Origin of the sequence: Rhodococcus sp. OK519 (genome assembly GCF_003051005.1) — a bacterium.
Lineage (GTDB): Bacteria > Actinomycetota > Actinomycetes > Mycobacteriales > Mycobacteriaceae > Prescottella.
This window is the reverse complement of the sequence record NZ_QAOW01000001.1, coordinates 373,018-397,612: the sequence shown is the minus strand read 5'-3', so window position 1 is coordinate 397,612 and position 24,595 is coordinate 373,018. Positions and strand designations below refer to the sequence as shown.

The following is a 24,595-nucleotide window of genomic DNA, read 5'->3' as shown; positions in this document are numbered from 1 at the left end:
CGGCGCTGCGGCGGGCCGAACTTGCCACGAAAAACCGGGACAAACCGCCACACCTGTCACACCAGCCTCCCGTCGGGCCGTGGCGCCCAGTTCTCGACCGCCTTGTCGGCCCTGCGAACGAGGTCCGCGAACAGTCGCTCACCCTCCTCCTCGGAGGCCCCGGTGGGGTCTCCGAGGATGCCGTTGGGCGTGGCCGCGAGCATCCCGCCCGACCGCAGTTGCGGCATCAGTTCGACGATGGGCGCGGTGTTACCGGGCTCGGCACGATCCATCGCGACGTCGTCGGGTGAAAGGTGCAGCAGCAGGGATGTTTCCGTGCGGCCCGCATGCGCGTCGGCTCCCGGCACGGCGCACGGCAGCCAGGCAGCGTCCCTACCCTCGTATCGGAGGAGTTCGACGGCTTTCACCAGCGCCGGCCCGTTCCCGCCGTGGCCGTTGACGAACACGACACGCCGCGCCCACCGACACGCCGATCGGCCGTACTCGACGAGCACGGTCTCGAGCACGTCCGAACCGATGGAGATGGTGCCGGGAAAACCCTCGTGCTCGCCACTTGCCCCGTAGGCGATCGCCGGCGCCGCAACGACACCGGTGATCGCTCGGGCCACTGCCGACGCGATGCGGGTATCGGTATCCAACGGCAGGTGCGGGCCGTGCTGCTCGAACGAGCCGACCGGAACCGCAACGACGAGTTCGTCACGCGCGACCTCGGGCCATGGGGTGGAGGCCAGACGCGTCGACCCGTCCATCAGTCCTCGGTGCATTCGAGTCCGTTGACATCCACCCGGACGCGTTCGAGCAGAGCCTGCAGCTTGGCTGATTCCTTCTCCGACAGGTCCGCGAAGAGTTCGTTCTCCGCGCCGGCGAGGGCCTGATCGATGCGCGCGACGGCCCTCGACCCCTCGGCGGTGATCTCGACGATGTGTCGACGCCGGTCCGCGGGATCGCGTCGGCGCTCAGCCAACCCGGACGACTCGAGGTCGTTGAGTATCGCGACCAACTGACTCGGATCGACACCCACCGCCTCGGCCAGCGGGCGCTGCCCGATCGAACCGTGCCCGAGATGCAGCAGCGTCATTGCGTGGCGCGGCCGCAGCCCGGTGATGGCGAGTGCCGTCCGCAACCGGCCACCCACGAGTTCCCCCCGGATCGCGAGCAGAAAGCCCAGCCGTTCGGTGGGACCTGCCGCTGCGCGCGTCGACGTCATCCTGCCACCGTATCAGTCCACCTATTGTTATAACGGTTGAATCATTGTTACTGTTCAACGATTCAATCAATCCAACGAAGTGGAGCTCCTCATGTTCGTCGCCTACGCCGTCGTCGCCATCCTGCTTGCACTCGCCCTCACCGGTTCCGCTGTCATGACGGCAACCCGCAACGAGCAGGTGACTTCGAGCATGCGCAACGCCGGCGTCCCCGACTCCTGGTTCCCGAAGCTCGCCGCACTGAAGGCGTTGGGCGCCATCGGACTCGTCGTCGGACTGTGGGTGCCCTGGATCGGAGTCGCCGCGGCGATCGGCGTCACGCTCTACTTCGTGGGCGCCACGGTGATGCACCTGCGCGCGGGAGATCGAAACATCGGCGGAGCCGGCCTTCTCGGTCTCCTCGCCGTCGCGGCAATCGTTCTGCGGGTGCTGAGCGCCTGATCGAACACTGCCGCCCCGGGCTGAGCAGACGGCGAGTTTTCACGCATGGCGGGAGTCGCCATACCCGATTCACCAGTTGTCCGAACCTCCCCCGAAACCCGCTGTGCCGACCTTCGTGGTGACGTCGATCAGCATCCTGCTCCGCCGGAGGTCGCTGCGATTCCACATCGTTCTGGCTACCCTTGCCGCGTCCGTGGGACTAGCTTCCAACGCTGCCTCGAACGGCGACCGGGACCTGCCAGTCGTGTTTTCGTGGGGCATTCTCACGCCGATGAGCGCGAGTGTATGTGTCGCAACAGTTGTCGTGATCGTCTACCGCAGTCTTTCGGTCAATCGCTTCTCCGGAAGACGCTGAGCCGAGGTGCTCCCAGGACGCACTCGGCGACACGGAGCCGACACCACTCGACGGAGCGACGCATGCAGCTTTGCCGGTCCTGACCCCTGATGGCTCACATCGCCCACACGCCATGGATGGGGCCACTCTCGATCGCCACCCCACGACGCCTCGCCTGCGACTGCCACCTCACCCCCATCGTCATGGACGACGGAGTGCCGCTCAATCTCGGACTCAGCAGCCGAACAGTCCCCAAGAAACAGCGCCGCGCACTCGTGGCCCGCGACCACGGCTGCGCCTTCCCCGGCTGCGGCACACCACCCGCCCACTGCGAAGGCCACCACGTGAAGCATTGGGCCGACGGCGGACCCACCGACCTCGACAACCTCGTCCTGCTCTGCCGCTACCACCACCGACTACTCCACCATTCCCACTGGGAAATAGCCATCGGACGTGACCATCACCCGTGGTTCACACCGCCAGGCTCGTTGGACCCGTACCGGAAACCGATCCCCGCACACAACCGCGCCGGACCACGCGCGCGGCATAGGACCGTGGGCCCGGTCGACGCATGCCTACAAAGACACCGCCACCCGATGCCCCTCGAGCACTGCGGCATGCGAGCGGCGGGGCGTCACTGCGTCGCCGACCCTGTACACCTCGAACGACGTGGAAGTGCTGTGTGTCAACGCCTTCCACAACCCGTCGCGGGGCTCCTGGTGAGTGGCGCATACCACCCAGTCGAACACCTCGGTCCTCGCCGCGCCGCTCAGGTGGTTGTCCAGCGTGACCCGCAGCCGGTCGGCAACGCCCGTCGCTTCGCTCACTGCCACACCGCCGACCGTCACATCGGTCCACTGCTCGATACCCGCGCGATGTGCACGCTGCTGCCACCGCTCCATGTCGAGGGTGACTCCCAAATCCTGTCCCACGATCATCCCGGGAGTGCAGATCGTGACGGCACATCCGCGCACAGCCAACGTCTCGGCCGTCGACGGGCCCTGCTGGAATCCCAGCTCGTCGACCATCAGAACGCGGCCGACGGGATGAGCGCGTCCCTCGAGGACGTCCCGGGCATGCACGACGCGCGCACAGTCCCCCGCCCACCACGGACGCACCGGACTCGCACCCGTCGCCACCACCACGACATCCGGAGCCTCGGCCCACAGACGTTCCGCGGTCACCTCGACGCCCGTCTCGATCCGCACACCGCGACGCACACACTCGCGCTCGAGATTCCGCACCAGATCACCCAACTCGCCGCGACCCGCCGCCGAGGCTGCAATCCGGATCTGGCCGCCCACGACGGGCGAGCGTTCGAACAGCGTCACCCTATGTCCGCGCTCCGCAGCCGTCGCCGCCGCCGACAACCCGGCCGGACCGCCGCCCACGACCACGACGCGTCTACCCGGCAATCGCGGATCCGGCAGCGCCACCGATTCCTTTCCTGCACGAGGGTTCTCGACGCAGCCCAGCCACCGTCCCAGGCCCATCCGTCCGACGCACTCCTGATTGCAGGACAGACACGTGCGAATCTCATCGTCGGCACCGCGCAGTGCCTTCGCCGCGAAGTCGGGGTCGGCGATCTGTCCCCGCGCGACACCGACCAGGTCGCAGCGGCCGTCGACGAGGGCGCGTTCCGCATCCGCAGGTTCCTTGATCCTGCCGACACCGATCACCGGCAGGTTCACCTCACGCCGGATCGCCTCCGAGATGTGCAGCGCGTAACCGCGGGGAGTCGCCATCGAGGGCTCCACCAGGTGCAACGTCTCGGTCGCGACGCCCATCGTGGTGTTGATGTAGTCGACCGCGACCGACGCCTCCACGATCCGTGCAACCGTCACCGCCTCGTCGAGCACGATGCCTCCGGGGACCTGCTCGTCGCCGGAGAGTCGCACCCCCAGAATCAGATCCGGTCCGATCGCACGACGTACCGCGCCGATCACCTCGACGAGGAACCGCGCTCGACTCTCGACCGAACCTCCGTAGGAATCCTCGCGATGGTTCGTTGCCGACGAGAGGAACCCCCGAATGAGCGACGACTGCGACGCCTGCAGTTCGACGCCGTCGAATCCGCCGTCACGGCAACGCCCGGCGACAACGGCGTAGGCCTCGACAAGTTCGGCGATCTCCGACGCGTCGAGTGCCTTGGGCACCTCCCGGAACAGCGGGTCCGGGACAGGACTCGGCGCCCACAGCGGCCGGCGCGAGTACAGGCCCGAGCCCTGGCCACCGTTGTGGTTGAGCTGCGCGAGGATCACCGCGCCGTGCCGGTGCACGGCGTCGGTGATCCCGCGGTAGCCGTCCACCACCTCCGGCCGGTAGCCGTGAATCACTTTCTCGTACGGCCAGTCCGACGGGTGGACACACTGCTCCTCGGTGATGATCATCCCCGCCCCGCCGGCAGCACGGGCCGCGTAGTACGCGGCGTGCTGCCCGGTGGGCAGACCCGCGTGCGCGTAGTTCGTCAGGTGTGCGGTGAACACGACCCGATTGCGCAGGGTCCGACCGCCGACGCGGAGCGGGGACGACAACCGTGGATACAGCATGGACAGGGCCTGCGTCAGACCTTGGTGTTGCCCTGGTCCAGCGCAACCTGGCTGGCCGTCACCGTCTTGGCACCGTCACCGGCCAGCCACAGCACCGCATCCGAGATGTCGTCGGGATCGGCGATGGGCTTCTCGGTGAGGATCGGCGCGAAATTCGGCCCGTAGTGCGGGTACTGCTGCAGGATCACCAGGCTGCCCTGGTCGGTGCCCATATGAGTGTTGACGCCGTACGGGTGGATCGAGTTGACGCGAATCTTGTACTCGCCGAGTTCCTTCGCGGCAGCCTGCGTCAGGCCGACGAGACCGAACTTCGACGCCGCATAGTGTGCCTGTCCCGGAAGGGCCTTCATGCCCGCCACCGAACTGACGACGATGATGGAGCCACCGTTACCCGCAGCGATCATCGCCGGAACCGCTGCCTTGAGCGTCTTGAACGCGCCGGTGAGGTTGATGTCGATGAGCGTCTCCCACTGCTCGTCGGACATCTCCCAGAAGCGGTTCCAGTTGCAGATGCCGGCGTTCGCGATGACGATGTCGAGGCGGCCGAACTGCTCGACGCCCGCATCGACGACTGCCCTCAGCGCAGCGCTGTCACGGACATCCGCCTCACGGGCGTAGATCTTCGCGCCCTCGGCCTCGACCAGTCGCACCGTCTCCGCGAAGTCCTCGGACGTCGCGGCGTCGTACGTGTTGTCGTCTGTGACGCTCTTGCACACGTCGACCGCGATGATCGTCGCGCCCTCCCGCGCCAACCGCACAGCGTGCGTGCGGCCCTGACCGCGTGCCGCGCCAGTGATGAAGGCGACCTTGCCGTCGAACTGTCCCACAGTGATCTCCTATTCCGTGACAACCTCGTTGGCTGGTGTGGACCGGTGCCGCGGCACCGTCGAGCTTGCCGCGAAACGTCCCTCGCGGACGGCCTCGAGAACGGACCGTGGTGCGACGCAGTCACCGATCCTCGACGTGTTTGCGATCAACTGTTCGTTGGCCAGCGCAGGCGAGCAGTCCACCAGTACCGAGCACGGTACGCCGAAACGATCACCGGTGAAGCGGTTCTGCAGCAACACTTCTCCATCTGTCCCGGCCACCGGGAGAACCGCGAGACACGACGCCACACCGGCCCGTCGCAGGCGCTGGTTCGCGCCCACCAGATCACCCGTCGGACCGAGTCTCGATCCGATCAACTGGTCGGGCGTGGCGATCGTGACATGCCGGCCACGTTCCGCGAGCCACGACGCCACCGACACCGCGGCCGGTCCGCCGACCGGGTCGAACACCAGCACCGGGCCGGGGTCGAGCGACGTGCCGGCCAACACCTCGGCGGCGGTGACCACCTGCACACCGTCGACCGGACACGGCGCGGGACGGGCGATACTTCCGACCGCAACGACAACCGCTTCGCCGGCGCGGTGTGCCTGCTCCACATCGGCTGCACCGATCTCGGTGTCCGTCCGAACGTCCACCCCGAGTCGTCGGCACTCCGCCTCGAGCCAGTCCGCCAGCATCGCCAGGCGTCCGCGGCCCACACCGACGGCAGCGGTGCGAAGCATTCCACCGAGGCGAGTAGTGCGCTCCGCCAACGTCACCCGGAAGCCGCGCACAGCAAGCAGGCGGGCGGCCTCGAGTCCGGCGGGTCCGCCGCCCACCACCAGCGCGGAGGCCGGGCCGGTGACCTCGACCGGTTCCGGGTCGACGGTCTCGAATCCGGCGGACGGGTTCCCGATGCACGTCACGATCGGGTTCCGGGGATCTCGGACCAGGCAGGTCTGGTTGCACAGCACGCACGGCCGCGGCGCCTCGCCGTCACGTACCCGTGTCACCAGGTCTGGGTCGGCGACTTGCGCGCGCGTCATCTCCACGAGGTCTGCAACTCCGTCGTCGAGCGCCCGCTGCGCCGCACTCGCGTCGACGATGCTGCCCTGCAGCACGACCGGCACTCGGCCATCCGCCGCGGCGCGCATCGATCGGCACAGGTCGACGTTGAATCCGGGCACGGTGTGCCCGCCGGGCCGGTAACCGGCGGTGGTGAACGGACCACCGCGCACCACGGTCAGAAGGTCCACCGAATCCGCCAGCACACGGATCTGGTCGGCCGCCTCGTCGGGTGTCACACCCGCCCACGGCGCCTGCTCGTCACAACTGAGACGCACCGACAGGAGTCGATCACCCAACGCGACGCGCACCGCGGCAATCACCTCACGGGTGAGCCGGAGTCGGTCGACTCCGTATCCGTCCGAGCGACGATTCGTCAGACCTGAGTGGAACTGACGCAGAAGAGAGGAGGGGCCGACGTCGAGTTCGACGCCGTCGACGTCCGCCGACACCGCGATCCGCGCGGCGTTCGCGAAACTCTCGACAAGCGAGTCGATCTCGCGCGACTCCATCTCCATAGGCAGCTCACGCGACACCGGATCGGGGAAGCGGGACGGCGCCCACAACGCCGACTGCGACCACGCGCTCGACCCCTGCAGCCCGGTGTGACCGAGACCCGCGAGCACGAGAGTCCCGAACGGTCGGCAGGCGTCCACGACACGCCGCCAACCGGTTTCACAATCGGCAGCGAGCGGGGCCCGTTCGTACGGCCAGTCGCTCGGGTGAACCGACGCGGTCTCGGTGACGATCACCCCGGCACCGCCGCGAGCACGCCGTGCGTAGTACGCGACGTGCCGGGGCGATAGCGCGCGGCCGTCCCCCAGGTTGGTCTCGTGCGGACCGAACAGCACCCTGGACTGGGCGGTGCGCCCGGCCAGGGTGAACTGCTCGGTGAGACTGCCGCGCATCCGCCGGCGCGGGCGTTCTAGCCGACGCCGAGGTCGCGGCGGAAGCCGTCCGGGATCACCAGATCGTTCGGGCTCAGGTCGTGAATCGACTTGTGGCCCAGACCCAGGATCGCGGAGTCGATACCGCCACGCAGGATGTCGAGGACGTTCTCGACACCGGCCTGACCGTTGGCCGAGAGGCCCCACAGGTACGCGCGGCCGATCATGACGGCGCGGGCACCGAGCGCGAGAGCCTTGACGACGTCGCTACCGCGCCGGATGCCACCGTCGAGCACGACCTCGATCTGATCGCCCACGGCCTCGGCGATCGCCGGCAGCGCGCGGATCGGTGCGGGAGTGCCGTCGAGGTTGTTGCCGCCGTGGTTGGACACCGAGATCGCGGAGCAACCGGCGTCGAGTGCGCGCTTGGCGTCGTCGACACGCATGACGCCCTTGAGCATGAACGGTCCACCCCACTGCTCACGCAGCCAGGCGACGTCCTCCCACGTCGGGAGCGGCGTGCCCATCCACTGGCCGTACGCCCCGAAGAAGGTGGGCGGTGCCTGGCCCGGTGCCGCCAGGTTCGGCGTCGTCAGATCCGGCACCTTGCCCGTCTTGGCGAACTCCCACAGCCACTTCGGGCGCGTGATGCCCTCGGGCGCGAACTGGAACATCGCCTTGAGGTCCATCTTCTCCGGGATCGACGGGCTGCCCCAGTCGCGGCCGTTGGAGAAGGACCAGTCGAGCGTGATGATCAGGCCGGTTGCCCCTGCGGCGCGGGCCCGCTCCATGCGCTGGATCAGCGTGTCACGATCGCCCACCCAGTACATCTGGAAGAACGTCTGCGGGTTGGCGGCCGCGACCTCCTCGATGGACTTGCTCGCGAACGAACTGAGCCCGACCGCGGTGCCACGGGCGGCGGCGGCACGGGCGACCGCGACCTCGCCGTCCGGGTGCACAGCCTGCACACCAGTGGGCGAGATCATCACGGGCATCGAGATGGGCTGCCCCATCACGGTGGTCGAGAGATCGCGTTCCCCGGCGAGGCCGGCGACGTGCGGCGCGAACCCGAGTTCCGTGAAGGCCGCAATGTTGTCGTCGACGGTCAGACCCTTCTCGGATCCGGCGACCAGCGCGGCGTACACCGACTTGGGCAGGCGCTTCTTCGCCCGCCGCTGCGCCTCCGCGACCGTCTCGAACCAGGCACTCTTGGCCATGTCAAACCTCTCGTACTGCAGTAGAAACTGTTCGTCTATTCCATTCCGGCAAGCGGATTTTCGTCGCAGATCTTGGCCGGCGGACGGGTGAGCAGGGTAAGCGGGACGGGCGCCTGCGGCGTGCGACGCTCGGCGCGCTTACCGGTTCGCGAATGGTCCTGGCTGGACTTCGGCACGCTGCGATCCGCCGCGAGCGCGGATTCGCCGTAGCCCTGGACACATTCGGGGTCCGGGCCGTCCATCGGCAGACCCGTGAAGAACTTGGCGGCCATGCAGCCGCCGCGGCACGAGTCGTAGTGGTCGCACTTGGCGCACGCGCCCCCGGTCTGCGGCGAGCGCAGATCCTGGAACAGCTCCGAGTGCTGCCACACCTGCTGGAACCCACCGTCGGAGACGATATTTCCGGCGAGGAACTGGTCGTGGATCGCGAACGGGCACGCGTAGACGTCGCCGATCGGGTCGATCAGGCACACCACACGACCTGCGCCACAGAGATTGAGGCCCGGCAGTGCGTCGCCGTACGCGGACAGGTGGAAGAACGAGTCGCCCGTCAGCACACCGTCACCGTTGGCGACCAGCCAGCTGTACAGCTCGCGCTGCTGTTCCTGCGTGGGATGCAGCTCGTCCCAGACGTCGGCACCGCGACCTGAGGGACGCAGACGCGTGATGCGCAGCGTCGCACCGAAGCGGTCGGCGAGCGCCTTGAACTCGTCCAACTGGCTGACGTTCTCGCGGGTGACGACGACGGAGATCTTGGCGTCCTTGAATCCCGCCTCCGCGAGGTTCTCGAGCGCACGCACGGCCATCGCGAACGAACCCGGGCCACGCACGGCATCGTTCACCTCGGCGGTGGCACCGTCGAGCGAGATCTGGACGTCGACGTAGTCGCTCGCTGCGAGGCGTTGGGCGACTTTCTTGTCGATCTTGACGCCGTTGGTGGAGAACTTGACGCCGACCTGGTGCTCGGTCGCGTAGTCGACGAGCTCCCAGAAGTCCGAGCGGACGGTCGGCTCACCGCCGCCGATGTTGACGTAGAAGACCTGCATGCGCTGCAGCTCGTCGATGATCGACTTGCACTGCTCGGTGCTGAGTTCGCGTGGATCCCGTCGCCCCGAGGACGACAGGCAGTGCACGCAGGACAGGTTGCACGCGTAGGTGAGCTCCCACGTGAGGCAGATCGGGGCGTCGAGACCGAGTTCGAACTGGTCTACGAGACGACCGACCTTCGGGACGAGCGGAGCGACGGCACTCGAGGCAGTCGCGGGCGGCTCGAGAACTGAGGTCATGGGCTGTGTCCTCAAATCTGAAATGTCTGGTTGGGTACAGAACGTGAAGAAGAGGCTGGGTTCAGGACGGCACGATCATGTGCGAGTCGGCCAGGGTGCCGAGGGCGCGCAGATACGGCCGTGCCGCATCCTCCTCGATGCCGTGGGCCCGCAGAGCTGCCCGGACGTCCGGGTGCTCGGGCAGAGATTCGACGATCTCGACGATGGTCCGGTTCTTCAGGAACGACAGCTTGCGCGTCCCGAAGTGGTAGAGCAGCGCCCCGAATGGCTCGGGGCGCAGCGCCACCTGCGGATGAAGCTTCCACGCCGCGTCGAGATCGATCGTGCCGGCCGACGAGCCGGAGCCGAGGGCCTGTTCGGACACGATCAGTACACGCCGCACATGCCGTCGATGGAAACCTCTTCCACGAGGGACTCCTCGACGAGCTGGCTCTCGGTGACGTTGTCGCGATCGGACATCGATTCCTCCTCCAAATCGGACCCCAACAGCGGGATCTGCGGTCATAGTGACTTCTTCACTGTGACTCGACTCACCACTGTAATGGCATCGGGTGCACAATGACTAGTGAAGGAGGACACACACGTGCGAACTCGCAGGAACCCGTCGTCGCGGATCGGTAGGAGACCGACCACGACACGTGACCGCATCGCCGCGGTCGGCATCGACCTGTTCGCTGCCCGCGGGTTCGAGGAAACGAGCGTCGACGACATCGCCGAGGCCGCGGGAATCGCGCGTCGCACGTTCTTCCGGTACTTCCCGTCCAAGAACGCGGTTCCGTGGGGCGACTTCGACGCCCACATGTCGGAGATGCGCACCCTGCTCGCGGAGATGCCCGAGGACGTGTCGATCCTCGACACCCTCGTCTCGGCGGTGATGGCGTTCAACACCTTCCCGCCCGAGGTCGCCGAGGGCCATCGCCGGCGGATGGAACTGATCTTCGTCGTTCCGGCACTACAGGCGTACTCGGTGGTGATGTACGACGGTTGGCGCAAGGTGATCGCCGAGTACGTCGCCCGCCGACTCGGACTCGAGCCCACCGACCAACTGCCCCGAACAGTCGGCTACATGATGCTCGGCGTCGCGCTCGGCGCGTACGAGACGTGGCTGACCGACGACTCACTCGACCTGATCGACCTGCTCGCGAAGGGCAGTCGCATGCTCTACACCGGGCTGTCCGAACTACACGAGCCACTACTGAACGGGACCCGCTCACCATGACGCTTGACTCGCTGGCACCCTGCGCCCCCGGGCGGTGGTCGCACGACCACGTCACCGTCGAACGCATCCCGAGCGGGCCGATCACGCTCACCAGGACAGGCGATTCGTTGCATGTGCGGCACTCGCTGGGTCCCGACGCTCTCAGCGAGCGGCTGGTCGCCGAGGTCACTTCCTCGATCGGGGATGCGAGCTTCGGCCAGGCCGAGTTCGAACTCACGATGGTCGGGCTGGTCCGGTCGACGGTGCCGGACGCCCTCGAGTCCTGGACGGTCTACTACCGGAACTCGCTCGAAGAACTCCAGAACGGCACCGCGGACTTCGCCCCCATCCACGACAAGGCCGCCGAACTGGTCCGGGGCTCGGTACTCGACCTGGGCTCGTGTTTCGGGTTCCTGCCGCTGCGCCTGGCCCGCGCCGGCGTTCCGGTCACGGCCACCGACATCCTGCCGGGCACGATGACGCTGCTCGAAGCCGTCGCACCCCGCCTCGGCGTCCCGATCGACACGCTCGTGTGCGACGCCGCGAGCGTCCCGGTGCCCGACGACAGCGCCGATACCGTGACCGCGGTCCACCTCCTCGAGCACGTCGACCCCGAGACCGGCGCCGACGTCGTCGCGGAGGCCCTGCGGATCGCGCGCGAACGCGTCGTCATCGCGGTGCCGTACGAGGACGAGGCCACCGCCTGCCACGGGCACGTCCGCACCTTCGACGCACGTAAGCTGCAGGAAATCGGCATGTCGACGGGACGCCCGTTCGAGGTCTTCGAGCACCACGGCGGCTGGCTCGTCCTCGAGGCCTGAGCGCTCGAGAGGCGGTTCCCACTCTCGAGGATGCTCCCGATCAGCGGGAGCCGGAAGAGGAGAATTACCATCCCCCCGGTAGCGTCGCTACGCTGATACGCTGAAACTAGAACACGTTCTAAACGTTCTAACCTGATCCACGAGAGGACCAGAGTTCGCATGACCACTATCGACGTGCCGCACAGCTCTCGATCCGCGGTACTCACCGTGTCCGGGGTTATCGAGGAAACCCCCGACTCGCGGTCGCTGGTCTTCGACGTCCCCGCGGACATGAAGAGCAAGTTCCAGTACAAGCCCGGACAGTTCCTGACGCTGCGCATCCCGAGCGATCAGACCGGCTCGGTCGCCCGCTGCTACTCCCTCGCGAGCTCGCCGTTCACCGACGACGCCCCCAAGGTCACCGTCAAGCGGACCGCCGACGGCTACGGCTCCAATTGGCTGTGCGACCACGTCTCCGTGGGCGACCAGCTCGAGGTGCTGCCCCCCTCCGGCGTCTTCACCCCCAAGTCGTTCGACCACGACTTCCTGCTCTTCGGCGCGGGTAGCGGCATCACCCCGGTCATGTCGATCCTCAAGTCGGCGCTGACCGAGGGCAAGGGCAAGGTCGTCCTCGTCTACGCCAACCGCGACGAGAAGTCCGTGATCTTCGCGGCCGAACTGCGCGAGCTGGCCACCAAGCACAGCGATCGCCTCACGATCCTCCACTGGGTCGAGAGCATCCAGGGCCTGCCCACCGCCGCCCAGATCGCGACCCTCGCGGCGCCCTTCACCTCGCACGAGGCGTTCATGTGTGGCCCCGGCCCCTTCATGGACACCGTCCACGAGGCACTGGCTCAGGCAGGCATGCCGCGCGCACAGGTCCATGCCGAGGTGTTCAACTCGCTCGCCGGCGATCCCTTCAAGGATGTCGAGCTCGAGGAGGTCACCGACGAGGAGGCCGCCGACGCCGCCACTGTCGAGATCGAACTCGACGGCGAATCGCACAGCTTCCCGTGGCCGCGCAAGCAGACCCTCGTCGACGTCATGCTGTCGAAGGGCCTGGACGTGCCCTACTCCTGCCAGGAAGGCGAGTGCGGCTCATGCGCCTGCACCGTCCTCGAGGGTGAGGTCTCCATGGAGCACGCCGGCGTGCTCGACCAGGAGGACATCGACAACGGCTACATCCTGGGCTGCCAGGCCAAGCCGGTGAGCGATCACTTGAAAATCGAGTTCTGATACTCGGCACCTGTACTCGGCACCCGTACTCGGCACCCGTACTCGGCACCCGTTCCTAGAAGGGCCCGATTCCACCGTCCGGTGGGGTCGGGCCCTTTGCGTTGCCCCACCTTCTCCGGCCGAATGTCACCCCGGTCCAGTTGGACTGGACGGATGTGACATTCGGCCACAAAAACGTGGCCCGAACTGCGCGAACCCGTGATACGAGTGCAATCCGGACAGCATTGATCGGCCGGTCAGTCAGCGTGACACTGAAGGGGAGGACACAACCCTTTCCCTGAGGAGGCCGGACATGAAGGCATCAACTCGTTGGCAGGACTACGCGGCCGTCATCATCGGCGCCTACGCAGCCCTCTCGCCACTGTGGCTCGACACCAACACCGGTGCTCGGTGGTCGCTGATCGTTCTCGGCGTGCTCGTCGCGCTGGCCGGCTTGGCTCACATGGCCCGGCCCGAGATGGTCGCCGCCGACTACGCGATGGGCGTCCTCGGCGTGCTGATGTTCATCTCCCCATGGGTGATGAACTTCCACGGCATGGCCGGGGCATCCTGGACCGCCTGGGTGGTCGGCGCGCTCGCCGTGGTGGTCTCCGTCGTCGGCATGCCGGCGATGAGCGCCCGGATGCACGGGCACGGAGGGGTGGCGGCCCACTGACCCTTTCCCGTTTCGTGGTGGGACGGGGACCGAGTGTCCTCGCCCCATCGCCGTCCGACCGGAGGACCCCATGCCGCACCGCCGGCGCAGCGCCAAGATCGACGGGGACGCTCGCGAGGCGATCCTCGACGCGGCGGAAACGCTCATCGCTGCCCGCGGGTTCGACGCGACGTCCACGGCCGCCGTCGCGCAGGCCGCCGGCGTGCCGAAGGGCCTGATCTTCTACTACTTCCCCACCAAGGCCGACATCCTCACCGCTCTGCTCGACGAGCGACTGCCCACCGAACCGCTCGACGACCTCACCCACCTCGTCGCACCCGGCGATCCCGCCACCAGCCTGGTGAACCTCGACAACGCTCTCAACCTGCGCGACCACCATTCGTCGGTGATGCGGGTGATCATCTGGCGCGAGGCCGAATCCCACCCCGACGTCCGCGACTCGCTCCGCCGGTTCCGGTCGTACCTGCACGACGCGACGGTGCGGATCCTCGAGGCCAGCGCCGCAGCGCCGGTACGTCCCGGAACTCTGCGTGCGTGCGCGAACGCATGGGTCGCGGCGATGTTCTCGGCGGCGAGCAACGATCGGATGCGCGACCTCGACGACATCCCCCGACATCACCGGGACGAACTCGACCCCGTGGCCGAGGTCGTTGCCGCGGGAATGGTGCAACTGGGCTGACGCGCCCGGTAGTCGGTCGTCAGCGTGACGGCGCGGCGAGGAGCAGTCGTCCGGCGTCGAAACTCGCGGCACTGATCGGCAGTTTTCCGCGAGTCCCACTCAGTAGGACCTCGACGGTCCCCTGCCCGGTCGTGTCGCGTCCGAGCGCGTCGATACGCCGCAGGGTCTGGGCTGCCACGGCCTCCGCGCTGTCGAACAACACCACACCCTCCGGCAGATGTGCAGCGATCTCGTCGGCCACGAGCGGGTAGTGCGTACAGCCGAGCACGACGCCGGTGACGTCGCTCGGGGTGTGGGCGGCCGCTGCCGCGATCGCCGCCCGTGCCGCTTCGACGTCGCCGAGGTCGATCGCGTCCGCCAGTCCGTGACACGCGACGCCCACCACCGAACTGCCGTTCGCGAACTGCTCGACGAGATTGGCCTGGTAGTCGCTCGCCGTGGTCGCCGCCGTGGCCCAGATGGCCACCGAATCGCACGCCGCCGCGGCCGGCTTGATCGCGGGCACCGTGCCGATCACGGGGATCCCGTCACCGAGTTCCGCACGCACGTGGTCGAGCGCCGTGACGCTCGCCGTGTTGCACGGCAGCACCACGACCTCGGCCCCACGGTCCACCGCCCGGCGGGCGGTGCCGACGACCCGGTCGATCACCCACCGTTCGTCACGCGGACCCCACGGTGCGCCGTCCGGATCGAGCGACAGCATCAGATCGAGGTCCGGACGCAGGCGACGCAGCCAGGCAGACGTCGGCAGCAGTCCCAGACCCGAGTCGATGAGCGCAACGATCACCCGACAAATCTAGCCCGCTCAGGCAGGGGCGGACTCGAGCAGTTCCCCGATGGGCGCACCGGCCGCGATCTTGGCGCGCATCTTCATGACCGCACCGGCCGATCCCGCGCCGACCACGGCGGTGAGCGCGCCGCCGCGCGAGTAGTACACGACGAACTTGCGGCCGTCGTCCTTGATCACGTGGACGTCGTCGGTGGCCGACACCGTGCCGAGAGCCTGAATCTTGAGGTCGTACTGGTCGCTCCAGAAGTAGGGGACCTGAGTGGGAGCGTTCGAATCCCCCGTACCGGTGAGCGCGCCGGCAAGGATCTTCGCCTGGTCACCGGCATTGCTCCAGTGCTCGACGCGCTTGTGCCCGCCCGCCGCGTGACGCCAGGACGCGACGTCGCCGATGGCCCAGACGTGCGGATCCCCGGTACGGCCCACCTCGTCGCACACCACCCCGTTGTCCAGTTCGATTCCGGAGTCGTCGAGCCACTCGGTGACCGGCACCGAGCCGATTCCGATCGCGACGACGTCGACCTCGAGTTCGGTGCCGTCGGACAGCACGGCACCGGTCACGCGTCCCTCACCGGTGAGCGACGCCAGCCCGACACCCGCGCGGAGGTCGACGCCTGCCTCGACGTGCATCCGGCCCACGAGCGCGCCCACCTGTTCGCCGAGGACCGACGCGAGCGGCGCCGACTGCGGCTCCACCAGGACCACCTCGAGTCCGAGCCCCCGCATGCTGGCCGCCAACTCGCAGCCGATGAACCCGGCCCCGACCACCAGCGCACGCTTGCCCGCACCGAGTTCGGCTCGCAGAGCACGGCTTTCGTCGATCGAACGCAGCACGTGCACGCCCGCGAGATCCGGGAGCCCGGGGATGCGGCGCGGAGTCAGGCCCGTCGCGACGATCAACTCGCCGTACGCGATCTCACTGCCGTCGGCCAGGCTCAGCCGACGCGCCTCACGGTCGAGTCGGGTCGCGGCGGACCCGAGACGCAATTCGATCCGCTGCTCGTCGAAGAACTCCTGCGGCCGCAGCGTGGTGTCGTCGTTCTCACCGCGGACGACGTCCTTCGACAGCGGAGGCCGGTCGTACGGCAGGTGCGCCTCGTCGCCAACGACGACCAGGTCGCCGTCGTACCCGGACTGGCGCAGTTCCTCTGCCGCGCGGACAGCGGCCAGCCCGGCCCCGACGATCACGATAGGACCGACGACGTTCTCGGTACTGCTCATCCCTGCCATCCCCTCCGACACTTCGCCACTTCGCCACTTCGCCACTTCGAACTCAACTAGAACATGTTCTACCAAATTGCCGAGGTGTGCGACACCCCGTCGCCGGCTGTCGCCATCTTCGGCGGCGCCCCACCTCCAGTCACTAGAGTTGACGTCGAACCGGCCCCGATTCGGAAAGGGCGCCGGAAGAGGAGCAACGATGACCACTGATCCGGGTTCAGGCAGTTCGAGTACGGGCCGTGCCCCGGTGCAGTTCGGGGCCGGGCCGTCGTCCGACCTGATCAGTTCGCAGGGGCGGACGATCATCGCGGACGCCGTGGTCGCGAAGATCGCGGGCATAGCGACGCGCGAGATCAGCGGTGTCTACGACGTCGGCGGCGGGACCGCGCGGGTCGTCGGCGCGCTCCGCGACCGCATCCCCGGCGCACGGGTCAACCACGGACAGGGCGTCGCCGTCGAGGTCGGCGAGAAGCAGGCGGCCATCGACATCGGCATCGTCGCCGAGTACGGCGTCGCGCTGCACGAACTGGCCGTCGGCATCCGCCGCAACGTCATCGCGGCCGTCGAGAACATGACCGGACTCGAGGTCACCGAGGTCAACATCACCGTCTTCGACGTCGTCCTGTTCGACGAGAACGACCCCGGGACCGAGGCAGACGCCAAGCCGAGGGTCCAGTGACCGAGGCCCCCGCACAGCCGCCGTCGACTGCGGAACTCGCCGCCGCGGCGGCGCTCTCGGTGCCTGGGGTGTCCGGACTGCACGGCGGAGAATTCGGCACCGTCGCGACGTACCTACCCGGAAAGCGGGTCACCGGGGTCAGCCTCCGCGACGACTCGTGCGCGGTCCACGTGACCCTGCACTACCCGGCCGACCTCCTCGCAACCGCCGATCACGTACGCGACGCCGTCCGCGCCGTCGTCGACGTCCCCGTCGACGTGACGATCGAGGACCTCACCGACGAACTCCCCCACCACGAGACAGGACCACGAACATGAGCAGCACCAGCATGGGACTGATCGCGGGACTACTCCTCGCCCTCGCCGGAATCCTCGGCGGATTCAGCGGATTCGTGTTCGCGGTCCTGCTCGGCGCGGTCGGTATGGCGATCGGCGCACACCGCGACGGACATCTCGACCTCGGCGCCATCCTCCGGTCCCGCGGCCGTGGCTGAGAGCACCACCGACGAGCCCGGCACGCGCGGACGACTCGTCATCAAGGACCGCGCTTACGAGAAGATCGCGACCACCGCCGCGCTCCAGGTGCCCGGCGTCGTCGCACAGGGCGGCGGGCTCACCCGATTCACCGGGCGCGATCTCCCCCGCGCCGACATCTCGACCGGCGACCGGGCTGTCGCCGTGAACCTCTATCTCGGCGTGCAGTGGCCGTGCGACGTCGCAGAACTGACCCGGCAGGTCCACAGCGAGGTCGGCAAGCAGGTCGAGAATCTGACCGGCATGCCGCTGCACAGGCTCGAGGTCCTCGTCGCCGGCACCCGGTCCCACGGCCCGGACGAGACCGACGTCGTCGCCTGCCCCACGCCGTCACCCGCCGCCACCGTGACACCGCCACGTCCCCCCACCGCCGCGCCCGCAGCGGTCCCCGCCGCGGTCGTCATCTCGATCGGACTGCTCGGACTGGCCGCGGTGGCGGCGCGGGAACTGCTGATCTCGCGTGGCACGATCTCGGGCGCCCCATGGCTGCGGAACACGTTCGAGTGGGTCGGCCGCCTGCACTGGCAGGAGTGGCTGGTGCCGGCCGCGATCGCCGCCCTGGCGGTGGGCGTCCTCTGCGTTCTACTGGCGCTCGCGCCCCGCACGCGCACCCATGTCGCCGTCCGCACCTCGTCTGGCGTCCCGACCGCCTGGATGCGGCCGGTCGACATCGCACGCATGTGCAGTGCCCGCGCCGGCACGATCCCCCGGGTGTCCGTCGCCCACACGACGGTGGATCGGCGACGGGCGACTGTCCACGTGGTCACGGACGATACGATCACCGGGCCGGAGGACCTGCGAAACCTCGAGCGAGCGGTCACCGACTCCGTCCGCCCGAGTCTCGAGCTCCTCGACCGCCCGTTGAAACTCCGAGTGAAGGCCCGCACCCGTCGCGAACGGCGGCGTTCGTGAAACGCGGACCAGCGGCGCTGAACCGCCTCCTCGTCCTCGTGATCGGACTCGTTCTGGCCACTGCCGGTGCGACGGCGCTCGCGTGGGACCGCGGTGTCCCGGCCGTCCGCGACGCGGTCGGCCGCTTCGACCGTGATCGCGTGAGCGCCGTCCCCGAACAGACGTGGTGGCACTGGGCTCTCGGCGCCACCATCGGAGTTTGCGTCGTGCTCGGTGTCGTCGTCCTGGCCGTCGATCTCAGCCGTCGCAGGACCGCCCCCACCGGCATGCTCGAAGCCAGCACCGACACCGCCGTATCGATCGATCTGGGGCCGATCGCGCAGGGCGTCGCCGCGGAGATGAGCCGCCTGCCCGGTGTTCGGCGGGCGCGGGGGCGGGCACTGTCCGATCGTGGCCTGGCCACCGTCCAGGTCACCCTCGACGCCGACCCGCACACCGACATCGGGGCACTGACCCACGCGTCGGAGCGAGTGGCCGCGACGACGACCGCGGCACTGGGCGGGACGTCGGTCACCGACGTCGCTGTCCGCGTCCTGCTCCACCTCGACCGCACCGATCAACCGTCCGCACCGGCACCGCAATCGCAGCCCGCTCCCGAGGGTGGAGGAGACTGACAACATGCGCGACACGGATGCCGATCTCTCGAACGCCACCACCGACTTCGAGGGCGACGATTTCTCCGACGCATGCTTTGCCGGCGAGACCTGGCGGGAACGCTCCTACACCGGTTGCCTTTTCCGCGACGCCGACCTGTCGGGCCTGATCACCGAGTCGGTGACGTTCACCGACTGCGACTTCACCGGCGCCGATCTCACCGGCTCCGAACACAACGGATCGGCGTTCCGGAACTGCCACTTCGAGTACACCCGTATGTGGGACAGCACATTCCGCCACTCGTCTTTCCTGGGATCGGTCATCCGGGATTCGCGAATCCGTCCGCTCACGCTCGAGGAGGTGGACTTCACGCTCGCCTCACTCGGCGAGATCGATCTGCGCGGCGTCGACCTGTCGGGTTGCCGACTTCGAGAAGCGAATCTCGTCAAGGCCGACCTCCGCAAGGCGATCCTGCGCGACGCGGACCTGACCGGGGCGCGCACCGGGGACCTCCGCCTCGACGACGCCGACCTCGAGGGCGCCCGCGTGGACGCCGCACTGTGGACGTCGGCGCGGCTCACCGGCGCCCGCATCGAGATGCACCAGGCCGTGAGCTACGCGGCGGCGCAGGGGCTACGAGTGTCCGGACACTAGCTGTACGTCGGCCGGACGAACTCCGGCTGATCGAGCACTCGAAGCCAACTACCGTCCGCTTGCCGGCGCACCACCTGGGCTCGCGCCCCGGCCCCGTCGCGTGGCGGGGTCGACGTGAGCGCCAGATCGCCGCTGACGAGCGTCGGCAGCGGCGGTTCCGGTGCGAACCGCGGGGAGTGCTCGAGCACCTGCGCCCACAGGTTCCGGATCGCAGTGCGGCCCACCGTGAACGCTCCCGGCGGGTAGGCCATCACCGCCTCCTCCTCGTACAGCGCAGCGACACCGTCGGCATCGCCCGCGTTCGACCGTTCGACGAACAGCCGGGTGAGGTCCTCCGGGGTCATGGCCTTCTCGAGCTGAACCTTCGTCATTGATGTGTCCTCTCGTGAGCGGAAACCGACAGGACCCAGCGTCCGTCCCGACAGAGCAGAAGTCCAACAGATAGTTCTGATCAAAACTAGAATTCTCAGTTATGGAACTGCGTCAGCTCGAATACTTCGTCGCGGTCGCCGAGGAAGCGAACTTCACCCGCGCCGCCGCCCGTGTCCACGTCAGCCAGTCCGGGATCAGCGCACAGATCCGTCAGCTCGAGAACGAACTCGGCGCACCGCTCTTCGATCGCTCCACGCGCGTCGCCACGCTCACCGCAGCGGGCGAGGCCGCCCTCGTGCACGCCCGGGATGCCTTGGCCTCGGCACGGGCGGTCCGCGAATCGGTCGACGCCGTGAACCGCGTGGTCCGCGGACGCATCGAGGTCGGCATGGTGACGGCGTGCACGGTCACGCCACTGTTCGACGCGCTCTCCGCCTTCCATCGCGCGCACCCCGGCGTCGCGGCGAGCCTCACCGAGGCGAATTCTGACCGTCTCGTCGACGGAGTTCGCGGTGGCACGCTGGACCTGGCTCTCGTCGGGATCGCGGGTGGCACGCCCTCGGACCTCGAATCGATCACGGTGGTGCGCGAACGCCTGGTCGCGGCGGTTCCCGACGGCCATCCGCTGACCCGGTCGGGCCCGATCACGCTGGCCGACATCTGCGCACACCCACTGGTCTCGTTGCCACCCGGAACGGGAATCAGGACGGTACTCGACCAGGCGTGCCGCGCCCTCGACTGCACACCGGAACTCGCGTTGCAGGCGAGTGCACCGGACGCCGTGGCCGACCTCGCGCTGCGCGGACTGGGCGTTGCAGTCCTGAGCGAGTCGATGGCCGGTGCATATCCCGGGCTGGTCCCGATAGTCGTCTCCGACGTGACCGTCGACGCCGTGCTGGCACTGGTATGGAAGCAGCAACCCTCGCCCGCGCTGCGTGAACTCCTGGTGCACACCCGGCGCGCGTTCGGGGACCGCAGCGCAGCACCGGCACGCTGACGCCCGCTCGCCGTATCGTGAGAGGGTGGCTTGCACCCCCTGGTGAGGAGCAGATCCATGGCGGACGTCCCCGCTTCTGCGGACCCCGAAGACGTGGTCGACTTCCAGTTCGAGCAGATCGTCAACAACCGGCGCCACGATCTGGCGGCTACCGTGTTCCATCCGGAGATGACCATCCGCAGGATGGGCGTTCAGGGAGCCGTCCGGCACTTGCTGGCAGCCGGTGAAGGCGACCCGGACGCTGTCCCGGAGGGGTCCGAAACCGGATTCGACTACATGGCAGCGATCCTGGACGCGGCCTTCCCCGACTTCAGGCTCGTGGTGGGCACCCAGGTTGCCGCGGGGGAAGTCGTGGTCACCCGAGCCACCTTCGTGGCCACGCACACCGGCGAGTTCCTCGGCCTTCCCGCAACCGGCCGCAGGATCGAATTCGACGAGGTCCTGATCATGAGAGTGCACGACGGCAGGATCACCGAGGTATGGGCACTTGCGGACGAACTTTCCTTCCTGGAGCAGCTCGGCGCGGTCGGCCGGCCCCGAGAGCACGGTGTCCCCTCGTGACATCGCCCCTGGACGCCGACGCCGCAGGGTTCGACGTCACGGGCTCCCTGTCCAGGCACGGTATGCGGTAGCCCAGCCCGACGGACCCCGGTCCTGCACACTCGGACCGGCCCACGCGATGTATCCGTCCGGCCGGACGAGCAGTGCCGGCCCACTGTCGGCGCGCCGGGTCTGCACGAGGTGGCCGGACCCATGGGAAGACACGGGGGCCGCGTCGTTCTCGCAGGCCAGGACGAAGCCCGGGTGTTCCCTCTGGACCGCGGTCAGCCGTCCCTCGTGCAGGGGTACTTCGGTAGCTCGCGTGCCGACCAGCCGGTGTTGACCTCTGCCTCGGGGATAGCGGAGTGTCACGCCGGAGAAGCTGCCCGCGATCATGTCCCGCGCCGGCGCGAATCGCGAGATCATCGGCGCGACGATGTCACGCAGGGCACGCGCGGGTGCGGCGCCCATGGTGGCGGCTCGCATCATGAGGCCGCTCTGCAGGAGGACCCGCTTCCCTACCGGGTGCCGTTCCCGGTGGTAGGAACTCAGGACACCGGGCTCCGCGCCCGACAGCACGGCATCGAGCTTCCAGCCCAGGTTGGCGGCGTCCTGGATGCCGGTGTTCATTCCCTGGCCGCCCATCGGAGAGTGCACGTGCGCGGCGTCGCCGGCCAGGAACACGCGTCCGTGCCGGTAGTCGGCCACCTGCCGCTCGTCGCAGTGGAAGCGAGACGACCACGAGAATTCCTCCACCCCGACGTCCCGCCCCATCGCGCGGCCGAGAACGGTGACCACCTCGTCCTGCTCCACCGGGTCGGTGTCGGGAAGAGCGCGCGCCCGGTCCCAGGTCATCGACCTGAACCATCCGGGGCGTGTGTTGCCGTAGGGCGCCAGGAAGCCGAAGCAATCGCGGGTGGTGCCGAGTGTGAGACCTGCGCCGGTGGGCCCCGCGCTCAGCCGGACATCGGCCAGAGCAACCGACGACAGCACCGTCTTTCCGGGAAAGTCGACCCCGAGGAGTCGGCGGACCGTGCTGTGCGCGCCGTCCGCACCCACGACGTACTCGGCTCTCCACACGTCGCTGTCGGCGCCGTCTTTCGGACGAGCGGTGACCGTCACGCCGCTCCGGTCCTGCTCCAGAGCAGACACCTCCATGTTGCGCAGCACCATCGCCCCCTGTGCTTCGGCGTAGCGCTCGAGGGCTCGGTCGACGTTGTACTGCGGAGTGATCAACACGAATCGGTACCGCGAGGGCAGGCCGCGCAGATCGAGTGCCGCGCCCGCGAACAGATTGATTCGCGACGCCGTACCGGCATCCGCCTGCAACTCATCGGCCAGACCGCGGCTGTCCAGCACCTCGAGGGTGCGGGGCATGGTGACGAAAGCCCGGCTGGACGGATTGATCGACGGCCAGCGTTCGAGAACCACGACCTGACGGCCGGCACGAGCGAGATCGCCCGCGACGGTCATCCCGGTCGGCCCTCCGCCGACCACCAGCACCTCGGTGTCGTGTCCCGTGAGGGATTCGCGAGAGGGCATCGCAGCTCCTGGTCCGACGGCGGACGCCGGCGCTTGTCTCCGGTCCCGGGTGCCAACCAGCCTAGGGGCGACCCCGCATCCAATTCCAGCCCCGAAAACGCGCGATGGCGCCCACTCCCGAAGGAGTGGACGCCATCGGCGTCAGAGAGAGCTAGCTCACTTGTTGATCTTGGTGACGCGACCGGCACCGACGGTGCGGCCACCCTCACGGATCGCGAAGCGCAGGCCCTCGTCCATGGCGACCGGCTGGATCAGCACGACGGACATCTCGGTGTTGTCACCGGGCATGACCATCTCGGTGCCCTCGGGAAGGGTCACGACGCCCGTAACGTCCGTGGTACGGAAGTAGAACTGCGGGCGGTAGTTGTTGAAGAACGGGGTGTGGCGGCCGCCCTCGTCCTTCGACAGGATGTACGCCTGGCCCTCGAACTCCGTGTGGGGAGTCGTGGTGCCCGGCTTGACGACAACCTGGCCGCGCTCGACATCTTCGCGCTTGATGCCACGAACCAGCAGACCGACGTTGTCGCCGGCCTGGCCCTGGTCGAGCAGCTTGCGGAACATCTCGATGCCGGTGACCGTGGTCTTGGTCGAGGTCGGGCGGATGCCGACGATCTCGACCTCTTCGTTCACGTTGACCACGCCACGCTCGATACGACCGGTGACGACGGTGCCACGACCGGTGATCGTGAAGACGTCCTCGACGGGCATGAGGAAGGGCTTCTCGGTCTCACGAACCGGCTCCGGGATGGACTCGTCCACAGCGTCCATCAGGTCCTCGATGGACTTGACCCACTTGGCGTCGCCCTCGAGTGCCTTCAGCGCCGAGATCGGGATGACCGGTGCGTCCTCGTCGAACTCCTGGCCGGCCAGCAGTTCGCGGACCTCCATCTCGACGAGCTCGAGGATTTCCTCGTCGTCGACCATGTCGGCCTTGTTCAGCGCGACGAGGATGTAGGGCACGCCGACCTGGCGAGCGAGCAGCACGTGCTCACGCGTCTGGGGCATCGGGCCGTCGGTGGCCGCCACGACCAGGATCGCGCCGTCCATCTGAGCCGCGCCGGTGATCATGTTCTTGATGTAGTCGGCGTGACCGGGGGCATCGACGTGAGCGTAGTGACGCTTCTCCGTCTGGTACTCAACATGCGAGATGTTGATCGTGATACCACGAGCCTTCTCTTCGGGAGCCTTGTCGATCTGGTCGAACGCGAAGCTCTCGTTGAGGGTCGGGTACTTGTCAGCGAGCACCTTGGTGATGGCCGCGGTCGTCGTCGTCTTGCCGTGGTCGACGTGACCGATGGTGCCGATGTTCACGTGCGGCTTGGTCCGCTCGAACTTCGCCTTCGCCACTGGATGTCCTCCTGGACTGATTGTGCTTGCGGTATGCAGCAGTGCGGTTGGTTATTAC

Annotated in this window: 28 protein-coding genes and 1 pseudogene; 15 read left to right on the top strand and 14 right to left on the bottom strand. The window is 68.0% G+C overall.

From position 1 onward, the window contains the following. Window positions 1–56: 56 nt before the first annotated feature. Both mftE and C8K36_RS02035 read right to left on the bottom strand, forming a co-directional pair. Window positions 57–749, bottom strand: a complete 693-nt coding sequence (gene mftE, locus C8K36_RS02040) for a mycofactocin biosynthesis peptidyl-dipeptidase MftE (RefSeq protein WP_107982775.1) — start codon at window positions 747–749, stop codon at window positions 57–59. Beyond that, the gene (locus C8K36_RS02035; protein ID WP_107982774.1) at window positions 749–1,207 is read right to left on the bottom strand and encodes a MarR family winged helix-turn-helix transcriptional regulator; all 459 of its coding nucleotides are present in this window, start codon (window positions 1,205–1,207) and stop codon (window positions 749–751) included. Before C8K36_RS02035 ends, mftE begins: the two co-directional genes overlap by 1 nt. Window positions 1,208–1,298: 91 nt before the next feature. Between C8K36_RS02035 and C8K36_RS02030 the strand changes: the two genes are divergently transcribed. Then, window positions 1,299–1,646 carry a DoxX family protein gene (locus C8K36_RS02030; protein ID WP_107983695.1) on the top strand — a complete coding sequence of 116 codons (348 nt, stop codon included), beginning with the start codon at window positions 1,299–1,301 and terminating at the stop codon, window positions 1,644–1,646. Between the two features lie 453 nt (window positions 1,647–2,099). Further along, window positions 2,100–2,522, top strand: a pseudogene (locus C8K36_RS02025) (HNH endonuclease); the annotation flags it as partial. Window positions 2,523–2,555: 33 nt separating this feature from the next. Here C8K36_RS02025 and C8K36_RS02020 read toward each other — a convergent pair. The 7 genes from C8K36_RS02020 to mftA form a co-directional block, all read right to left on the bottom strand. Continuing rightward, window positions 2,556–4,529, bottom strand: a complete 1,974-nt coding sequence (locus C8K36_RS02020; protein WP_107982773.1) for a mycofactocin system FadH/OYE family oxidoreductase 2 — start codon at window positions 4,527–4,529, stop codon at window positions 2,556–2,558. 14 nt (window positions 4,530–4,543) lie between these two features. Further along, complete coding sequence (locus tag C8K36_RS02015) at window positions 4,544–5,356, bottom strand: mycofactocin-coupled SDR family oxidoreductase (RefSeq protein WP_107982772.1); 813 nt, start codon at window positions 5,354–5,356, stop codon at window positions 4,544–4,546. Window positions 5,357–5,365: 9 nt separating this feature from the next. Beyond that, complete coding sequence (locus tag C8K36_RS02010) at window positions 5,366–7,309, bottom strand: mycofactocin system FadH/OYE family oxidoreductase 1 (protein WP_107982771.1); 1,944 nt, start codon at window positions 7,307–7,309, stop codon at window positions 5,366–5,368. A 17-nt stretch (window positions 7,310–7,326) separates the two neighbouring features. Beyond that, a complete protein-coding gene (mftD, locus tag C8K36_RS02005) occupies window positions 7,327–8,505 on the bottom strand; it encodes a pre-mycofactocin synthase MftD (RefSeq protein ID WP_107982770.1) in 1,179 nt (392 codons plus the stop codon). Window positions 8,506–8,540: 35 nt separating this feature from the next. Beyond that, window positions 8,541–9,791 (bottom strand): mycofactocin radical SAM maturase, encoded by a 1,251-nt coding sequence (gene mftC / locus C8K36_RS02000; RefSeq protein ID WP_107982769.1) that lies wholly within the window; start codon window positions 9,789–9,791, stop codon window positions 8,541–8,543. A 61-nt stretch (window positions 9,792–9,852) separates the two neighbouring features. After that, complete coding sequence (gene mftB, locus C8K36_RS01995) at window positions 9,853–10,173, bottom strand: mycofactocin biosynthesis chaperone MftB (RefSeq protein ID WP_420910829.1); 321 nt, start codon at window positions 10,171–10,173, stop codon at window positions 9,853–9,855. Continuing rightward, window positions 10,158–10,250, bottom strand: coding sequence for a mycofactocin precursor MftA (gene mftA / locus C8K36_RS01990; RefSeq protein ID WP_107983694.1), 93 nt, complete (start codon window positions 10,248–10,250; stop codon window positions 10,158–10,160). Before mftA ends, mftB begins: the two co-directional genes overlap by 16 nt. 124 nt (window positions 10,251–10,374) lie before the next feature. On the opposite strand from mftA, the gene mftR reads away from it, so the two are divergent. The 5 genes from mftR to C8K36_RS01965 all read left to right on the top strand — a co-directional run bounded on the left by mftR (window position 10,375) and on the right by C8K36_RS01965 (window position 14,359). Next, a complete protein-coding gene (gene mftR, locus C8K36_RS01985) occupies window positions 10,375–11,010 on the top strand; it encodes a mycofactocin system transcriptional regulator (protein WP_107983693.1) in 636 nt (211 codons plus the stop codon). Next, window positions 11,007–11,810, top strand: coding sequence for a mycofactocin oligosaccharide methyltransferase MftM (gene mftM / locus C8K36_RS01980; protein WP_107982767.1), 804 nt, complete (start codon window positions 11,007–11,009; stop codon window positions 11,808–11,810). The genes mftR and mftM overlap by 4 nt, the downstream gene beginning before the upstream one ends. Window positions 11,811–11,969: 159 nt before the next feature. Beyond that, the gene (locus C8K36_RS01975; RefSeq protein WP_107982766.1) at window positions 11,970–13,025 is read left to right on the top strand and encodes a ferredoxin--NADP reductase; all 1,056 of its coding nucleotides are present in this window, start codon (window positions 11,970–11,972) and stop codon (window positions 13,023–13,025) included. A 292-nt stretch (window positions 13,026–13,317) separates the two neighbouring features. Next, window positions 13,318–13,680 (top strand): SPW repeat protein, encoded by a 363-nt coding sequence (locus tag C8K36_RS01970; RefSeq protein ID WP_107982765.1) that lies wholly within the window; start codon window positions 13,318–13,320, stop codon window positions 13,678–13,680. A 70-nt stretch (window positions 13,681–13,750) separates the two neighbouring features. Then, complete coding sequence (locus tag C8K36_RS01965; RefSeq protein WP_107982764.1) at window positions 13,751–14,359, top strand: TetR/AcrR family transcriptional regulator; 609 nt, start codon at window positions 13,751–13,753, stop codon at window positions 14,357–14,359. 19 nt (window positions 14,360–14,378) lie between these two features. Here the strand turns inward: C8K36_RS01965 and C8K36_RS01960 are convergent, their stop codons facing one another. Together C8K36_RS01960 and C8K36_RS01955 are read right to left on the bottom strand one after the other, a co-directional pair. Then, window positions 14,379–15,146 carry a glutamate racemase gene (locus tag C8K36_RS01960; RefSeq protein ID WP_107982763.1) on the bottom strand — a complete coding sequence of 256 codons (768 nt, stop codon included), beginning with the start codon at window positions 15,144–15,146 and terminating at the stop codon, window positions 14,379–14,381. Window positions 15,147–15,164: 18 nt separating this feature from the next. Beyond that, complete coding sequence (locus tag C8K36_RS01955) at window positions 15,165–16,376, bottom strand: FAD-dependent oxidoreductase (RefSeq protein ID WP_107983692.1); 1,212 nt, start codon at window positions 16,374–16,376, stop codon at window positions 15,165–15,167. Between the two features lie 190 nt (window positions 16,377–16,566). Here C8K36_RS01955 and C8K36_RS01950 point away from each other — a divergent pair, with 190 nt between their 5' ends. Genes C8K36_RS01950 through C8K36_RS01925 form a run of 6 tightly spaced genes read left to right on the top strand, consistent with a single transcriptional unit; the run spans window position 16,567 to window position 19,739 of the window. Beyond that, entirely contained in the window at window positions 16,567–17,046 is a 480-nt protein-coding gene (locus tag C8K36_RS01950; protein WP_107982762.1) for an Asp23/Gls24 family envelope stress response protein, read from the top strand. Next, window positions 17,043–17,363, top strand: coding sequence for an Asp23/Gls24 family envelope stress response protein (locus tag C8K36_RS01945; protein ID WP_107982761.1), 321 nt, complete (start codon window positions 17,043–17,045; stop codon window positions 17,361–17,363). Before C8K36_RS01950 ends, C8K36_RS01945 begins: the two co-directional genes overlap by 4 nt. Then, the gene (locus C8K36_RS01940) at window positions 17,360–17,539 is read left to right on the top strand and encodes a DUF2273 domain-containing protein (RefSeq protein ID WP_107982760.1); all 180 of its coding nucleotides are present in this window, start codon (window positions 17,360–17,362) and stop codon (window positions 17,537–17,539) included. The genes C8K36_RS01945 and C8K36_RS01940 overlap by 4 nt, the downstream gene beginning before the upstream one ends. Beyond that, on the top strand, window positions 17,532–18,491 hold the full coding sequence (locus C8K36_RS01935; protein ID WP_107982759.1) for a DUF6286 domain-containing Asp23/Gls24 family envelope stress response protein: 960 nt from the start codon (window positions 17,532–17,534) through the stop codon (window positions 18,489–18,491). Before C8K36_RS01940 ends, C8K36_RS01935 begins: the two co-directional genes overlap by 8 nt. After that, window positions 18,488–19,105 (top strand): hypothetical protein, encoded by a 618-nt coding sequence (locus tag C8K36_RS01930; RefSeq protein ID WP_107982758.1) that lies wholly within the window; start codon window positions 18,488–18,490, stop codon window positions 19,103–19,105. The genes C8K36_RS01935 and C8K36_RS01930 overlap by 4 nt, the downstream gene beginning before the upstream one ends. A 4-nt stretch (window positions 19,106–19,109) precedes the next feature. Continuing rightward, a complete protein-coding gene (locus tag C8K36_RS01925) occupies window positions 19,110–19,739 on the top strand; it encodes a pentapeptide repeat-containing protein (protein ID WP_107983691.1) in 630 nt (209 codons plus the stop codon). Here C8K36_RS01925 and C8K36_RS01920 read toward each other — a convergent pair. Then, window positions 19,736–20,110 carry a YybH family protein gene (locus C8K36_RS01920; RefSeq protein WP_107982757.1) on the bottom strand — a complete coding sequence of 125 codons (375 nt, stop codon included), beginning with the start codon at window positions 20,108–20,110 and terminating at the stop codon, window positions 19,736–19,738. The genes C8K36_RS01925 and C8K36_RS01920 overlap by 4 nt on opposite strands. Before the next feature lie 101 nt (window positions 20,111–20,211). Between C8K36_RS01920 and C8K36_RS01915 the strand changes: the two genes are divergently transcribed. Both C8K36_RS01915 and C8K36_RS01910 read left to right on the top strand, forming a co-directional pair. After that, window positions 20,212–21,108 carry a LysR family transcriptional regulator gene (locus C8K36_RS01915; protein ID WP_107982756.1) on the top strand — a complete coding sequence of 299 codons (897 nt, stop codon included), beginning with the start codon at window positions 20,212–20,214 and terminating at the stop codon, window positions 21,106–21,108. Between the two features lie 57 nt (window positions 21,109–21,165). Then, window positions 21,166–21,669: an ester cyclase gene (locus tag C8K36_RS01910; protein ID WP_146176456.1), complete on the top strand. Its 504-nt coding sequence runs from the start codon at window positions 21,166–21,168 to the stop codon at window positions 21,667–21,669. Between the two features lie 36 nt (window positions 21,670–21,705). Here the strand turns inward: C8K36_RS01910 and C8K36_RS01905 are convergent, their stop codons facing one another. Both C8K36_RS01905 and tuf read right to left on the bottom strand, forming a co-directional pair. After that, window positions 21,706–23,190, bottom strand: a complete 1,485-nt coding sequence (locus C8K36_RS01905) for an FAD-dependent monooxygenase (protein WP_107982754.1) — start codon at window positions 23,188–23,190, stop codon at window positions 21,706–21,708. Between the two features lie 156 nt (window positions 23,191–23,346). Then, window positions 23,347–24,537 carry an elongation factor Tu gene (tuf, locus tag C8K36_RS01900; RefSeq protein ID WP_107982753.1) on the bottom strand — a complete coding sequence of 397 codons (1,191 nt, stop codon included), beginning with the start codon at window positions 24,535–24,537 and terminating at the stop codon, window positions 23,347–23,349. Between the last annotated feature and the right edge of the window lie 58 nt (window positions 24,538–24,595).